This is a genomic window from Clostridiales bacterium, assembly GCA_015243575.1.
In the GTDB taxonomy this organism is placed as follows: Bacteria; Bacillota; Clostridia; order Peptostreptococcales; family Anaerovoracaceae; genus Anoxybacterium; species Anoxybacterium hadale.
This window is the reverse complement of record CP042469.1, coordinates 1,616,324-1,630,791: the sequence shown is the minus strand read 5'-3', so window position 1 is coordinate 1,630,791 and position 14,468 is coordinate 1,616,324. Positions and strand designations below refer to the sequence as shown.

Annotated in this window: 13 protein-coding genes and 1 riboswitch; of the genes, 7 read left to right on the top strand and 6 right to left on the bottom strand. The window is 43.8% G+C overall.

All coding sequences use genetic code 11. The features are described from left to right. Nucleotides 1–65: 65 nt before the first annotated feature. Complete coding sequence (locus tag FRZ06_07120; protein ID QOX63130.1) at nucleotides 66–1,616, top strand: acyl CoA:acetate/3-ketoacid CoA transferase; 1,551 nt, start codon at nucleotides 66–68, stop codon at nucleotides 1,614–1,616. Between the two features lie 160 nt (nucleotides 1,617–1,776). On the opposite strand, the gene FRZ06_07115 is transcribed toward FRZ06_07120, so the two are convergent. Further along, nucleotides 1,777–2,553: a crotonase gene (locus FRZ06_07115; protein ID QOX63129.1), complete on the bottom strand. Its 777-nt coding sequence runs from the start codon at nucleotides 2,551–2,553 to the stop codon at nucleotides 1,777–1,779. 285 nt (nucleotides 2,554–2,838) lie between these two features. On the opposite strand from FRZ06_07115, the gene FRZ06_07110 reads away from it, so the two are divergent. After that, nucleotides 2,839–3,993 (top strand): iron-containing alcohol dehydrogenase, encoded by a 1,155-nt coding sequence (locus tag FRZ06_07110; protein ID QOX63128.1) that lies wholly within the window; start codon nucleotides 2,839–2,841, stop codon nucleotides 3,991–3,993. 152 nt (nucleotides 3,994–4,145) lie between these two features. Here FRZ06_07110 and thiT read toward each other — a convergent pair whose 3' ends face one another. The 3 genes from thiT to FRZ06_07095 form a co-directional block, all read right to left on the bottom strand. Beyond that, nucleotides 4,146–4,784 carry an energy-coupled thiamine transporter ThiT gene (gene thiT, locus FRZ06_07105; protein QOX63127.1) on the bottom strand — a complete coding sequence of 213 codons (639 nt, stop codon included), beginning with the start codon at nucleotides 4,782–4,784 and terminating at the stop codon, nucleotides 4,146–4,148. An 86-nt stretch (nucleotides 4,785–4,870) separates the two neighbouring features. Beyond that, nucleotides 4,871–4,963: riboswitch (TPP riboswitch) on the bottom strand. Between the two features lie 139 nt (nucleotides 4,964–5,102). After that, entirely contained in the window at nucleotides 5,103–5,750 is a 648-nt protein-coding gene (locus FRZ06_07100; protein QOX63126.1) for a thiamine diphosphokinase, read from the bottom strand. A gap of 50 nt (nucleotides 5,751–5,800) precedes the next feature. Then, nucleotides 5,801–7,081, bottom strand: a complete 1,281-nt coding sequence (locus FRZ06_07095; protein QOX63125.1) for an O-acetylhomoserine aminocarboxypropyltransferase/cysteine synthase — start codon at nucleotides 7,079–7,081, stop codon at nucleotides 5,801–5,803. 386 nt (nucleotides 7,082–7,467) lie between these two features. On the opposite strand from FRZ06_07095, the gene FRZ06_07090 reads away from it, so the two are divergent. The 5 genes from FRZ06_07090 to FRZ06_07070 all read left to right on the top strand — a co-directional run bounded on the left by FRZ06_07090 (nucleotide 7,468) and on the right by FRZ06_07070 (nucleotide 12,298). Then, nucleotides 7,468–7,743, top strand: a complete 276-nt coding sequence (locus FRZ06_07090) for a NifU family protein (protein QOX63124.1) — start codon at nucleotides 7,468–7,470, stop codon at nucleotides 7,741–7,743. A gap of 161 nt (nucleotides 7,744–7,904) precedes the next feature. Next, entirely contained in the window at nucleotides 7,905–9,383 is a 1,479-nt protein-coding gene (locus FRZ06_07085; protein ID QOX63123.1) for a 4-hydroxybutyryl-CoA dehydratase, read from the top strand. A 169-nt stretch (nucleotides 9,384–9,552) separates the two neighbouring features. After that, complete coding sequence (locus tag FRZ06_07080) at nucleotides 9,553–9,828, top strand: hypothetical protein (protein ID QOX63122.1); 276 nt, start codon at nucleotides 9,553–9,555, stop codon at nucleotides 9,826–9,828. Further along, nucleotides 9,825–11,141, top strand: coding sequence for an acetyl-CoA hydrolase/transferase family protein (locus FRZ06_07075; protein QOX63121.1), 1,317 nt, complete (start codon nucleotides 9,825–9,827; stop codon nucleotides 11,139–11,141). The genes FRZ06_07080 and FRZ06_07075 overlap by 4 nt, the downstream gene beginning before the upstream one ends. A gap of 38 nt (nucleotides 11,142–11,179) precedes the next feature. Continuing rightward, complete coding sequence (locus FRZ06_07070) at nucleotides 11,180–12,298, top strand: 4-hydroxybutyrate dehydrogenase (protein QOX63120.1); 1,119 nt, start codon at nucleotides 11,180–11,182, stop codon at nucleotides 12,296–12,298. A 111-nt stretch (nucleotides 12,299–12,409) separates the two neighbouring features. On the opposite strand, the gene aroE is transcribed toward FRZ06_07070, so the two are convergent. Both aroE and aroB read right to left on the bottom strand, forming a co-directional pair. Beyond that, the gene (gene aroE / locus FRZ06_07065) at nucleotides 12,410–13,213 is read right to left on the bottom strand and encodes a shikimate dehydrogenase (GenBank protein QOX63119.1); all 804 of its coding nucleotides are present in this window, start codon (nucleotides 13,211–13,213) and stop codon (nucleotides 12,410–12,412) included. After that, nucleotides 13,206–14,270, bottom strand: coding sequence for a 3-dehydroquinate synthase (aroB, locus tag FRZ06_07060; protein QOX63118.1), 1,065 nt, complete (start codon nucleotides 14,268–14,270; stop codon nucleotides 13,206–13,208). Before aroB ends, aroE begins: the two co-directional genes overlap by 8 nt. Nucleotides 14,271–14,468 lie beyond the last annotated feature (198 nt).

Genomic DNA, 14,468 nt, shown 5'->3' with positions numbered 1-14,468 from the left:
TGCTACCATAGTAACCGTGAGTTAATCGCAATCGTTTGATTATAATATATTTCGGAGGAATCAGGATGAGAATTATGAAGGTTATGACCGCCGGAGAGGTGGCAAATTTAATCGAGGATGGGCAAACCGTGGCTTCCAGCGGTTTTGTAGGAAGTGCAATTCCAGAAACCTTGTTAAAAGGAATGGAAAAAAGATTTTTAGAGACAGGCTCTCCAAAGAACATTACGTATTTTTACGCAGCAGCACAGGGAAACAGAGACGGCAGAGGAGCAGACCATGTCGCTCACAAGGGAATGACGAAAAGAGTAATTGCTGGCCATTATAATCTGGCACCTGCCCTTGGAAAGTGCATCCTGAACAATGAAATCGAAGGATATAATCTGCCCCAGGGAACCCTTTCCCAGCTTTGCAGAGATATCGCCGCACATAAAATAGGAACCATCACCCACGTGGGATTGAATACATTCGTTGACCCCAGAAAAGAGGGCGGTAAACTCAATGAAATCACAACAGAAGATCTCGTTGAGGTGGTTGAAATCTTGGGAGAGGAAAAGCTCCTATATAAAGCATTTCCGATCCACATTGCGTTTCTCAGAGGCACATATGCAGATGAACTGGGGAATGTCTCTATGGAAAGAGAAGCAGTAACTTCTGAAGTAACTGCTTTGGCGCAGGCTGCAAAAAACAGCGGAGGAAAAGTCTTTGTACAGGTTGAAAAAATCGTTAAAGCCGGTACGCTTGATCCGAAGCTCGTAAAGATCCCAAGAATCTATGTAGACGGACTCGTCATTGCTGAACCTGGAGATCATGAGCAGTCTTATGACAAGGAATATGATCCATCACTTGCAGGTGAAATCAAGGTTCCTGTCAATAGTCTGGAAGCTCCGCCGCTTTCTGCAAAGAAAGTAATCGGAAGAAGGGCTGCGATGGAACTGAAAGAAAACACCGTGGTGAATCTGGGAATCGGTATTCCCGAATACATCTCCGCTGTTGCAAACGAAGAAGGCATCGGCGATTATATGACACTGACGGTGGAAGCTGGTCCGGTGGGAGGGGTCCCTTGCGGAGCCTCACAGTTTGGCGCTTCCGTGAATCCGGAGTGTATCCTAAACCAGCACGAACAATTTGACTTTTATGACGGAGGCGGAGTGGACCTTGCGTTCCTCGGTCTTGCACAGGCTGATAAGCAGGGAAATATTAACGTAAGCAAATTCGGTCCCAGAATTGCAGGCTGCGGCGGTTTTATCAATATCACGCAGAATGCAAAACGCGTATACTACTGCGGTACCTTTACCGCCAGCGGACTGAAAACGGATATTAAAGACGGAGCAATCAAAATCATCCAGGAAGGCACAGAAAGAAAGTTTATCGATGCGGTAGAGCAGATTACCTTCAGTGGTGAGTATGCTGCCAAAATCGGTCAACCGGTTATGTACATTACGGAGCGGGCAGTATTTGAATTAAGAAAAGACGGAGTCTATCTCACTGAGATTGCTCCTGGAATTGACCTTCAAACACAGGTACTTGATCTGATGGACTTCAAGCCGAAGATGGATGGAGCACCTAAATTAATGGACAAACGCATCTTCTGTGATGAACCGATGGGGTTGAAATAACAAAAGGAAAAAAGAGAGGCTGGGGACTCTCTTTTTTCTTTTTTTGCAAAGAAAAAAACGCTCTCCGAGCTGAATTGTAACGAAGAGCGTTTGCTTGTTAGTTTATAGGAACATAGGGATCTCTTTTTTATCGGAACTTCGTTCCGTGTATGCTGATTCTTTATTTATTCTGGAATGCAGCAGGTCTCTTTTCAAGGAATGCTCCCATTCCTTCTTTTCTGTCTTCGGAGCTGAATGGTCCAACAAGAGCTTCTCCCTCAAACGCTACGCCTGTTCTGACATCAAGGCTAATACCGTTGTTGACAGCCAATTTTGCAGCTCTGATCGCGATAGGAGCTTTTGACATGATGGTCTTAGCCACTTTTTCAGCAGCTCCCATAAGCTCTTCTGCAGGAACAACTCTTTCTACAAGCCCGATACGGTAAGCTTCCTGAGCATCGATCATTTCCGCAGTCATGATCAGATATTTTCCCATGCCTTTTCCGACAAGTCTTGGGAGTCTCTGAGTTCCGCCGAATCCGGGGATAATTCCCAGATTGACTTCAGGCTGTCCGAATTTTGCCTTTTCTGATGCGATTCTGATATCGCAGGCCATAGCAAGCTCACATCCTCCGCCTAGAGCAAAACCGTTGATAGCACCGATAACGGGCTTGTCAATATTTTCGATGTGATTCATAACGTTCTGTCCCTTGATCATCATTGCTCTGCCTTCCAGGGTAGAGAGATTGACCATTTGGGAGATGTCCGCGCCTGCAACAAAGGCTTTTCCTTCGCCGGTCAGGATCGCAATCTGAACTTCCGGATCGTCATTTACAGCAGTGAAAGCTGCATATAATTCGTCTAAAACTTCATTGCTTAAGGCGTTGAGGGATTTTGGCCTGTTGACTGTTACATAAGCAATCCCATCCTTAACCTCGTAAAGTAAGTGCTGATACATTGTAATTACTTCCTTTCGCTTTCGATATATTATGTCTCCGGTACGCTGAAGCACCTGCGCTGCAGATACCGAAACCTTGGCCATGAGACTTGATCATAAGGGGTCAAGGCTTTATTAATATTTGATTTAAATCCATATTATCACTATAAAATGCAATAATCAATGGGTTTAAAAATTGTCAGACAATTAACGTTAAATAATTATCAAAAACATATTGTATTATATTTTTTGATATGCTATCATGAGCTAAACAACATTAAGCCACAGTATTTTGGAGGTAAAAAAATGGCAAATTTATTCTTTATTCCTCAATACATCATCACAGGTGAGAACGCTCTGAAAATGAGTACAGAGTACTTCAGAGCCTTTGGAAAGAAAGCGTTAATCGTCACAGACGATATTATGGTAAAACTCGGAAACGTTAAAAAATTGACAGATGCTCTTGATGAGATTAATGTTTCGTATATAGTTTACTCCGGTATTAACAGCGAACCCACTCACACAATGATTGATGATGGTGTTGAAATCTACAAAAAAGAAAGCTGCGATTTCCTGATTGGTATCGGCGGAGGAAGTCCGATCGATGCAATGAAGGCAATCGGTGCAGTAGCGAAGAACGGCGGCAGCATCACCGAGTACATGGGCAAGAAAATTGAGAATTCTCTGCCACCGACCTGTGCGATTCCAACAACTGCAGGAACTGGATCAGAAGCTACAAAGGTATCCATTATCACAAACACGGATACAGGCGTTAAAATGCTCCTCAATGATCCTAAGCTTATGGCGAATATCGCGGTCGTTGACCCTGTGTTCACAGTAACTGTTCCTCCGGGGGTTACCGCAGCTACTGGTGTTGACGCACTGACACATGCAATCGAAGCATATACATCACTGAAAGCATTCTCTATGAGTGATATTTATGCTCTGTCTGCGGTAAAGAGAATCTTTGATAACATCTACGAAGTATATACCAACGGTTCCAACGTAGAAGCGAGAAGAGAAATGGCCATTGCTGCATTGGAAGCAGGAATTGCTTTCAGTAACGCTTCCGTTACAATCGTTCATGGAATGAGCCGACCCATTGGTGCATTGTTCCACGTCCCACATGGACTCTCAAATGCGATGCTGCTGAACGTATGTCTGGATTACATCCAGCCTGGTGCAGTTGCAAGACTGAATCAGCTTGCAAAGACCATCGGTGTATACCGTCCGGGAATGACTCCTGACGAAGGTGCACAGGCGTTTGTAGTAGCAACAAAGGCGCTGCTGCGTACTTTGAGTATCAAAACTCCTGAAGAATTTGGTATTGATAAGGAAGAGTTCTTCAAGCAGATTCCTAAGATGGCTGAAGATGCTTTAATCAGCGGAAGCCCGCTTAATACCAGACGTACCCCGAACAAAGATGACATCATGGCTCTTTACAAGCAGCTTTGGGACTAATACTATTTTCAATAAAATCACCGAAATCTTTCAATTTGAAAACAGTATATAAACAACGCAATTCCAGTCTAAATTCATATAACAACTACCAACAAATAAAAGAAGAGGCATGCCTCTTCTTTTATTTTACCGTGGGTTTCATTTGAAATTTGTTAAGCGATCTGTTTGTGCAGCTGCTCTATTGCTTTTCGTACTGTCGGAATGCTAAGAACAATCAAAGTGAGCACACCCTCTACGCCAAGATAAGTAAGATTATAGTAGAGCGACCAGGTAACCGCGTTAAAGCCTTCCTGAGCATATTGACCAAAGAAGACGATGCCGGAGAGGACTGCGCAGAGATATCTTCCCAAAAGCCCTACGACATAACCGGACATTAATCCAAATTTTTGTTTTCTCATGAGGCCTGCAAATGCCAGGGCTCCAAAAGCTAAGGGATAATCCAGAAGCATCTGGATGGGGTGGATTACGTACGGATTAAATATTAAATCGATCAGACCGACACACATTCCTGCCATAAGTCCTCTTCTCACACCGAAAAAATAGGCACATACGACGATGGGCAGCATACTGAAGGCAGTAATGGAACCTCCCTGAGGCATACGGAGCAGAATGATATGATTCAGCGCAATAGCTAGTGCCACCAGCACTGCGGAAGTAACCATGGCCTTTGTATCAGCCTTCTTTTCTCTGCCGGAGAGAAGAATCCCCAAGAAGAGAAGAAGGATAACGGCTACCGTTGAAATCTGACCAGCTGTGGATTCAAAAAATCCCTGTAATTGTTCTGCGGACATAAAAAAACCTCCTTTTAACACATCCGTTGCGTTTTGCAGGAGGGGATTGGTTGACAGAATAGAATACAGACGTTAGTTCTGCATCACAATCTATCAATATGCTTCCCTACGCCGGTATTGCCCGGATCAGGTAATGAGGGTCGAAAAACTCTCAGCAAAAAGCTCCCCTAGCAAAAATGATTCAATTGATCTTACTTATTTTATACAAGCAGTGCTGCCTTTGTCAAATAATATTTTAACAATATAATTGAAGGATAAGGCCGATTCAATTCGTATGCACACTTCCGAACATCAGCGATTCCTTAGGCTTATCGTTCCTCAGTCTTGAGAAAGGACGATCAGAAGCTTTCCGGCGGTATGGGATATTGCAGCGGAGTCTTCTGCGAACTCATTACTTACCCCAAGAGGGAAGCTGTTTTCCAGCCTGCAGCTGTCTAAGGGATATTTCACACCCTTTATAGAAACTCCTTGGCAAGAATCCCCGAATGAGAACAAGGACAGTTTCATTCCATCCTCCTTTGGAATCATGAGTTCTCCTGGGTTTCGCAGAGTCGCTTTGTTTTTTCCGTCCAGAAACCAGATTTTCTTTTGCCTGTCTATGGCATAGGACATGGTTTGGAGATTTGCTATCGTATGATCCAGTCTTCCTCCCAGGCCGCCGAGAATAAAAAAATCTTCAAAACCCAGTTTGATGCCATATTTCAAACAATAAAGCGTGTCGGTGTCATCCTTTTCTGCAGGAAGACGGAGAACGCGCCCGCCGCTGTCCTCAAAATCCTTTTGCAATTCCAAAGCTTCTTTGCCAAGAGAATCAAAATCGCCGATCAGGACATGGGGATGAATCCCCCCTTGCATGGCATGGTCATAACCACCGTCGGCACAGATGATAAAATCACTTTGACAAAAATCAAAGGCTTGGGGTAGGCTTATGGACTGAAAGGCTGTTATGATTACGCATCGATTCATGCAGTCACCTCGTTGTAATTCATATTTTTGTAACGACTTCCTGTTAATTTTTAAACTGCTGCTGCCCGAAGAGCTTGATCAAAATCTTCAATGAGGTCATGAATGTCTTCAATACCCACGGATACACGGATCATTTCTGGATAAATTCCGGAGTTGATCTGCTGCTGCTCGTTCAGTTGCCTGTGGGTTGTGCTGGCGGGGTGGAGGATGCTTGTGCGCAGGTCGCCCAGATGAACGACTAGTCGAACCAAATCAAGGTGTTTTACCAACTCTTTTCCTGCCTTGGCCCCGCCTTTGATCCCGAAGCTCAGAATTCCGCTGCTGCCCTTGGGAAGATATTTTTGTGCCAGTTCATGATAAGGGCTGCTTTTCAGGCCCGGATATTTGACCCATTCCACGCAAGGGTGTTCTGAGAGAAATTCTGCAAGTTTCAGAGCATTCTCACTGTGCCGTTCCATTCTCAGATGAAGGGTTTCAAGGCCGAGATGAAACATAAAAGAGTTAAAAGGGCTGGGAGTGCATCCGAAATCTCTTTGCAGTTGAACCCGGGCTTTTACGATATAGGCAGCAGCTCCAAAGGTTTCGGTGTATTTGAGCCCATGATAACTTTCATCAGGTTCTACAAGACCGGGAAACTTTCCATTATCCCAGTTGTAATTACCGCCGTCGATAAGGACTCCGCCAAGGCTGGTTGCATGACCGTCGGTATACTTTGAAGCGGAATGCACGATGATGTTGGCTCCATGCTCGAAAGGTCTGCAGAGAAAGGGAGTGGCTAGCGTGTTGTCGACGATAAAAGGGATGTCCAGTGCCTTGGCTACTGAAGAAAATTTCTCAAAGTTGAGAACATTCATTCCCGGGTTTGCAATTGTTTCTCCGAAAATTGCTTTTGTGTTCGGTTTCGCACAGGATAAGAGTGCCTCCGCACTTTCGTCTGGATCCACAAAGGTAAAATCGATTCCCAGTTTGCGAAGAGAGACGTCAAATAAATTGTAGGTTCCTCCATAGATGCTGGAAGAAGAGATCACATGGTCTCCGGCTTTGCAGATATTGAGAATCGCAAACATGCTGGCACTTTGTCCGGAAGAAAGAGCGAGGGCACCGACGCCGCCTTCCAGTAGATTGATTTTTCCCTCAAACCCGTCGGTTGTAGGATTCCCAAGCCTTGTATAAAATGAGCCTGCAGCTTTTAGATCGAATAGATCGGCCACATAATCGGAATCATCATAGGCAAATGTAGTGCTTTGAACGATGGGAAGAACTCTAGGTTCTCCGGATTTTGGGTCGTAGGTTCCCTGAACGCAATTTGTGTTGAAGCGATAGCAAGTCATGGCTATGCCCTCCTTAATATATTTTTTTCATTTTTGCTGGTAAATTGGAAGTGATGTCTAATATTTCTCATTGCAGGAATTTAAAAAGTTGCAAATTTGCAACGCTTCAGAATTTTATTGATGATTATAACACATTCTGATAGGAAAATAGAATATTAACTGAAAAATTAGATAAAAAGATTGTTAAAAAACGTTAAAAACCCTAAAATTCTAAAAATTCCGTGTATTGTTCTGGGGTTATTTTGCACTTGTCAATCAAGATGTCAATGAGTATACTGAAAGTGAGATAATAAAAAGGTTTCCTCTGTTCGTAGAGGCAGGCGGCGCCCCGTTTTGAGGGGTTGAATTCTTCGCCTTGCCGGAGCTGATTCATGGAAGGATGCATTATGGAAGATAGAATCAAAGAAGTCTTAAAAGAGAAGGTGGATCCCCTGCTGGCCAACCATTTTGGCGGTGTGATATTGACAGCATTTGAAGGGGGTATCGCCTATGTTAGACTGACTGGATCATGCAGTACTTGTCCTTCGGCTCAATACACCATAGAAGATGTTGTAAAAGGGATTGTTATGGATGAGATTCCTGAGGTAACGGATGTTGTACTTGACACCTCCGTCAGTCAGGATTTACTGGATATGGCCAAAAAGTTGCTGAAAAGGGATTGAACGCAGCATCTTTTTGAAAAGGAAGCAAAATATGCAGTTGTTGGCATAGTATTTGCTTAAATTATAAGCGGTTTCAATTGACGATACGGTAAATAGGTGCAATCGGGCATTCTTTACTGTACCGTCTGAACAATATTTCACATGTAAGGAGTGGTTGTATTATGGCATTAATGAATGGAGCTCAGTATATTGAGAGCCTACGGAAATTGAACACAAAGGTGTACCTGTTCGGAGAAGAAGTGAAAGATTGGGTAGATCATCCAATGATCAGACCTTCCATCGAATGTCTGGCAATGACCTATGAGCTTGCTCATGACCCCCAGTATTCAGATCTGATGACAGCAACATCAAATCTTACCGGAAAGACCGTTAACCGTTTTGCCCATCTGCACCAGAGCACTGGCGACCTTGTAAAGAAGGTGAAAATGCAGAGACTGCTGGGACAGAAGACTGCTTCTTGTTTCCAAAGATGCGTTGGAATGGATGCTTTCAATGCTGTTTATTCCACTACCTTCGAAATTGATAAAAAGTATGGTACCGAATATCATGAAAGATTCAAGAAATATGTTGAATACGTACAGGAAAATGACCTGACTGTTGATGGCGCAATGACAGATCCAAAAGGCGACAGAGGACTGGCTCCAAGCCAGCAGGCTGATCCCGATCTATTCCTGCGTATCGTTGAGAAAAGAGAAGACGGAATCATCGTAACAGGAGCAAAAGTTCACCAGACTGGTTCCATCAATTCTCATGAACATCTGATTATGCCTACGATCGCGATGACAGAAGCGGATAAGGATTATGCGGTTTCTTTCGCAATCCAGTCCGACGTACCTGGCCTTTTCATGATTTATGGAAGACAGTCCTGCGATACAAGAAAAATGGAAGAGAATGCTGATGTAGATCTTGGAAACAAGAAATTCGGCGGACAGGAAGCACTGGTTGTATTTGATAACGTATTTATCCCAAATGATAGAATTTTCCTCTGTCAGGAGTATGATTTCGCAGGTATGCTGGTTGAGAGATTTGCTGGCTACCACAGACAATCCTACGGCGGTTGTAAAGTTGGTGTAGGTGATGTTATCATCGGTGCTGCTGCTCTTGCTGCTGATTATAACGGAGCACAAAAGGCTTCTCACATTAAGGATAAACTCATCGAAATGACGCATCTCAATGAGACATTATACTGCTGTGGTATCGCATGTTCCGCTGAAGGTTATCCGACACAGGCAGGAAATTATCAGATCGATCTGCTGCTGGCAAACGTATGTAAGCAAAACGTAACCAGATTCCCTTACGAAATCGTCAGACTTGCTGAAGATATCGCCGGTGGACTGATGGTAACCATGCCTTCGCAGAAGGATTTCAAATCCGATTTAGAAGTTGGACAATCGGGAAAGACCATCGGAGAATGGTGCAATAAGTTCTTCGCTGCTGCTCCTGGAGTATCCACTGAAAATAGAATGAGAATTTTGAGATTCCTTGAAAACATTTGCCTTGGATCTTCTGCAGTAGGCTATAGAACAGAGTCACTGCACGGTGCAGGATCTCCTCAGGCCCAGAGAATCATGATTGCCCGTCAGGGAAATATCAATCAGAAGAAAGAGCTTGCTAAGGTTATCGCAGGCATTAAGGAATAATCGTTCGCAAGATCGATTGCAAAAGACTAATCAGAACCGTCGGGAGCTATTTCGGCGGTTCTATGGTATTAGGGAATCGGCGCACACTTCATTGAATCAGAGCTTATTGCGGGAAGCATCGATTCATTCCGTGCTTTCATAAAAACAAGTCGAAGGAGTTATAAGGTACATGCTGATCGGAGTTAAATTCTGCGGGGGCTGCAATCCCAGATATGACCGTGGAAAAGCGCTGGAAGCGATTCGCAGCGCTACACAAGAGCTCGCTGAGTTCGTGGTTGCCGAAGAGGGCAGAGAATATGACCGACTACTGATTATCGGCGGGTGCACCAATTGCTGTGCTTCCGCTACTCAGTACAAAGTGAAAGGCGATTCGATCCGCATGTGGGATCAGGAACATGTTGATACTATTATAAACAATATAAAGAAATGGGGGAATAACATTTGAGTTGGAAAGAATTATACTACAGTAGAATCTGCACAGCAGAGGATGCAGTACAAAGCATTAAATCCGGAGATCGTGTTGCATTTGCCCATGCTGTTGCGGAACCGGCAATTCTCGTAGATGCCATGGTAGCCAACGCTGCAGCTTACAAAGACGTGGAAGTGTGTCATATGGTTACCCTTGGAAAGGGTGCTTACTCAAAACCGGAGCTGAAGGAGCACTTCCGCTTTAACGGTTGGTTTACAAGCCCATCCACAAGAGATTCCATTGCACAGGGACACGGTGATTTTACACCGGTATTTTTCCATGAAGTTCCGAATTACATAAGAAAAGGAATCTTTGAGATCGATGTATTTATGGTAATGGTATCTCCGCCGGATGAGCACGGCTATTGCTGTGTGGGCGTATCCTCTGATTACACCATGCAGGGAATCGAATCCGCGAAGATCGTCCTTGCGGAAGTGAACGATCAGGTTCCTGTGGTCTTTGGTGACACGTTTGTCCATGTAAGCAAAATTGATAAATTTGTAGAAAACTCACATCCTCTTTTTGAACTGGGACTTCCTAAGATCGGCGAGGTTGAACTGGCCATCGGTAAAAACTGTGCGGAGCTGGTTGATGATGGTTCTACGCTGCAGCTTGGAATCGGAGCGATTCCTGATGCAGTCCTTCAGTCACTGAAGGATAAGAAGGATCTTGGAATTCACTCTGAAATGATTTCTGACGGCGTGGTGGATTTGTTTGAAGCAGGAGTGATCAACAACTCCAAGAAAGGCCTGAACAGAGACAAGATGATCGTAACCTTTTTAATGGGGTCCAAGAGGCTGTATGATTTCGCAAAAGAAAATCCAGCGGTGGAAATGCGTACAGTTGACTATGTCAACAATCCTTGCGTCGTCGCCCAGAATACAAATATGGTGTGCATCAACTCCTGTCTTGCGGTTGATTTCATGGGTCAGGTGGTATCCGATAGTATCGGAACAAGACAGTTCAGCGGAGTCGGCGGACAGGTTGACTTTGTTAGAGGTGCCGCTATGTCCCTTGACGGTAAGGGAAAGGCAATCATTGCAATGCCTTCCGTTGCCACAAAGAAAGATGGCAGCATGGTATCCAAGATCACGCCCTTCATTGATCATGGAGCTGCGGTTACGACCTCAAGAAACGATGTGGATTATATTGTCACCGAGTATGGAATCGCTGAGCTTAAGGGAAAAACACTGAAGCAGAGAGCAAGAAATCTGATCAACATTGCGCATCCGGATTTCAGAGAACAACTGAAAGAGGAATTTGAAAAGCGGTTCTGCGCTAAATTTTAAAATAGGGTTGGTTGCCCAAAATATAAGGAGGATTTAAAATGCAAGCGTTAAGAGTAGTTCCAAAAGTATTCTATTTCGATACTTTCAAAGAATTTAACGACGAATTTAAGGTAGGCAAGGACGATCTGGTTCTAACAAATGAATGGTTGTATACGCCGTATATGAAGCCCCTTGGCATTGAAACAAATGTGATCTTCCAGGAAAAGTTCGGAGCAGGTGAGCCGTCTGACGAAATGATCGATGCTATCGCAGTGGAAATGAAAAAGTATGATTTTAAAAGAATCGTCGCATTCGGAGGCGGTACCATCGTTGACATTTGCAAAATATTAGCATTGGATGTTCCTGAAAAATCCATTGATCTTTTCACCGGCGCTGTCGCTCCCAAAAAGGTGAAAGAACTTGTTGTTGTTCCCACAACCTGCGGAACCGGAAGCGAAGTTACCAACGTTGCCATCGCTGAATTAAAATCTTTACATACCAAAAAAGGAATCGCAGTGGATGAAACCTATGCAGATATCGCCGTACTTGTTCCGGAGACTGTCAAGGGACTGCCCTATAAGTTCTTTGTAACAAGTTCTGTGGACGCATTAATCCACGCCATCGAATCTTACCTGTCTCCCAAAGCATCACCATTTACAGAAATGTATTCTCTGGAAGCCATTAAAATGATCATGGACGGCTACAAGGAGATCGTTGAAAAGGGCGAAGAGGAAAGAATGAAGTATTTGAAGGAATTCGTCCTAGCATCCAACTATGCGGGAATTGCATTTGGCAATGCAGGCTGTGCAGCTGTGCATGCGCTTTCTTACTCCATTGGAGGAGCATTCCACGTACCTCACGGTGAAGCGAACTATCAGTTCTTTACCGAAGTTTTCAAAATGTATACAAGAAAGAACCCGACCGGAAAAATCGTATCAGCAACAAAAATCTTTGCGGACGCTCTGGGTGTTGATCCTGCGGGAGATGTATACGGCGAATTGGAAACCTTCCTGAACAAGCTGATCATGAAGAAGCCTTTGAGAGAATATGGAATGACGGAAGAGCAGATTGATGAGTTCACAAAGTCCACTGTAGCAAATCAGCAGAGACTGCTCGCCAATAACTATGTATTCCTCTCTGACGAAGAAATCAGAGAAATCTTTGCAAACCTGTATTAATACAAATAGAAAGCAACAACATCTGCAGTTTTGCAGCTCGCGAAAAAGAAACACCTTCCGGCGACGGAAGGTGTTTTGAATTACAGTATGAATAAGTGCGGCTTTTATTTTTCAAAAAGGAAGGTTCTCTGCCCAAATCTCCTGTGCTTTTGCAGCCTGCTGAAGCAGCATATAGCTGCCGTTGACTGCTTTCAAACCCAGCTCCTCGGCTGTTTTCAGAAGAAGAGTTTTCTCTGGATTATAGATCATATCGATTACGGTATCCGCCTGAATCTCCTGCCTTGCCACAGGAGAGGCGTCCTCATTGGGGTACATCCCCACGGGGGTACAATTAATTAAAAGATTGCTTTTGATTTTTGCCTCTTTGAAGAATTCGTAGGATATGGTGTAATTTCCATGGAAGTTTTGCTTTCCTCTGCTTACGATGGTTAAATCATAAATTCCCAGATCAAGCAGGGCTTTTACAACTGCTTTTGCTGAACCTCCTGAACCTAGTACTATGGCGGACTTGCCTTTTACAGCCACCTTATTGTGGTCAAGTAAGGAAATGAAACCGTCGTAATCCGTATTGAAACCTTTGGCCTTGCCATTTTGGAACAGGACTGTATTCACTGCGCCAATATACTTTGACTGCTGCGAGATTTCGTCCAGTAAAGGCAGCACCGCTTCCTTGTACGGTATTGTAACATTAACACCGCGAAAACCGGACTCCTTAAGCGCATTAAAGTCTTCTACGAAAGAGTCTTTGGGAAATTCCAGAAGTTCATAAACACCTTCAATTCCTTTCTGCTTCATGATCTTCGCATGTATCTCAGGAGATCGGCTGTGTGACAGCTTTTCTCCCACAAGACCCAGTTTCAGCATAGCATTGTCCTCCATTGCTAAATATATTATCTCGATGAATGGTTTAATCAATAAAACTTCTGAATTCAGTTTGTTCAATTGGATAAAGATAGCCTTTCCCGATCTTATCAATCAATACCAGATTGATTTTATTACCCCGTCGCTTTTTATCCTTCATTACGGCTTCCGCTAGAATATCTTTGTCGGTTCCGGAGGGGAGCTCGACAGGAAGACCATAAACCGTGAGTACTTCCCTCAGCATCGCGGAAGTGTTGATTCCGGACAAGCCTCGTCTTTCGCTATGCTCTGTGATCGTCTGCATTCCTATGGCCACAGCCTGACCGTGACCGTAGGCACGTCCATATAGGTTTTCAATGGCATGACCAAGTGTATGCCCGAAATTGGTCAGCATACGAACACCCTGTTCCTTTTCATCCTGCTCGATGAGCTGCTTCTTAATCAGGCAACAACGATAAATGACTGACTCGATCAATTCTGCATTGCGATGGTTATTCATTCTTATGAGATCCTGGAATAAATCTGCATCGGCAATACAGGCATATTTAATAATTTCAGCCATACCGTTTGCCATATGAAAGTCAGACAGTGTCTTAATAAAATCAGGATCGATAAATACATAGGATGGCTGATAAAATGTGCCAACCAGGTTTTTCCCTTCCGGTATATTGACTGCATTTTTGCCACCGAAGCTGCTGTCAACTTGTCCGATGAGCGTTGTAGGAATCTGAACAAAATTTACGCCGCGAAGGAATGTTGCGGCGGCAAAACCCGAAAGATCTCCAGTGACTCCGCCGCCCAGCGCGACAATCACATCGTCTCTAGTTAGCTGAAAATCCACCAGTCTTTTATAAATAATCGAAAGGGATTCAAAGGATTTGTTTTCATCTCCTTCGGGCAGTACAATAATGTCCCATTGGCATTGAGATGCATCCAGCTGCTTTCTTATAAAGTTTCCGTAAACATTTATAATCGTTTCATCTGTGATCAGAGCAATTTTTTTCCCGGCAAAATGCTCCCCGAGCCGATTGCCAATGGTCTGAAATAATCCGCTCTCAATAATTATAGGGTGTTTTCTATTACTGATGTTGATTGATAACGTATATTTCATAAGGACCTCCTTAAACTTATCCAATTTGTATCGATAGAGCCGGTATTTTCATAAGGATGAGCCGTATGAATACCGGTTAAATAACATAATAGTAATAATTAGTATACACCAAAATGGTGTAATAAGCAAATCAAGATATTCTATAACAGGGTTTCGATGAACCGCTTCGATTTAACAAATTCTTGCATTCTAACATCA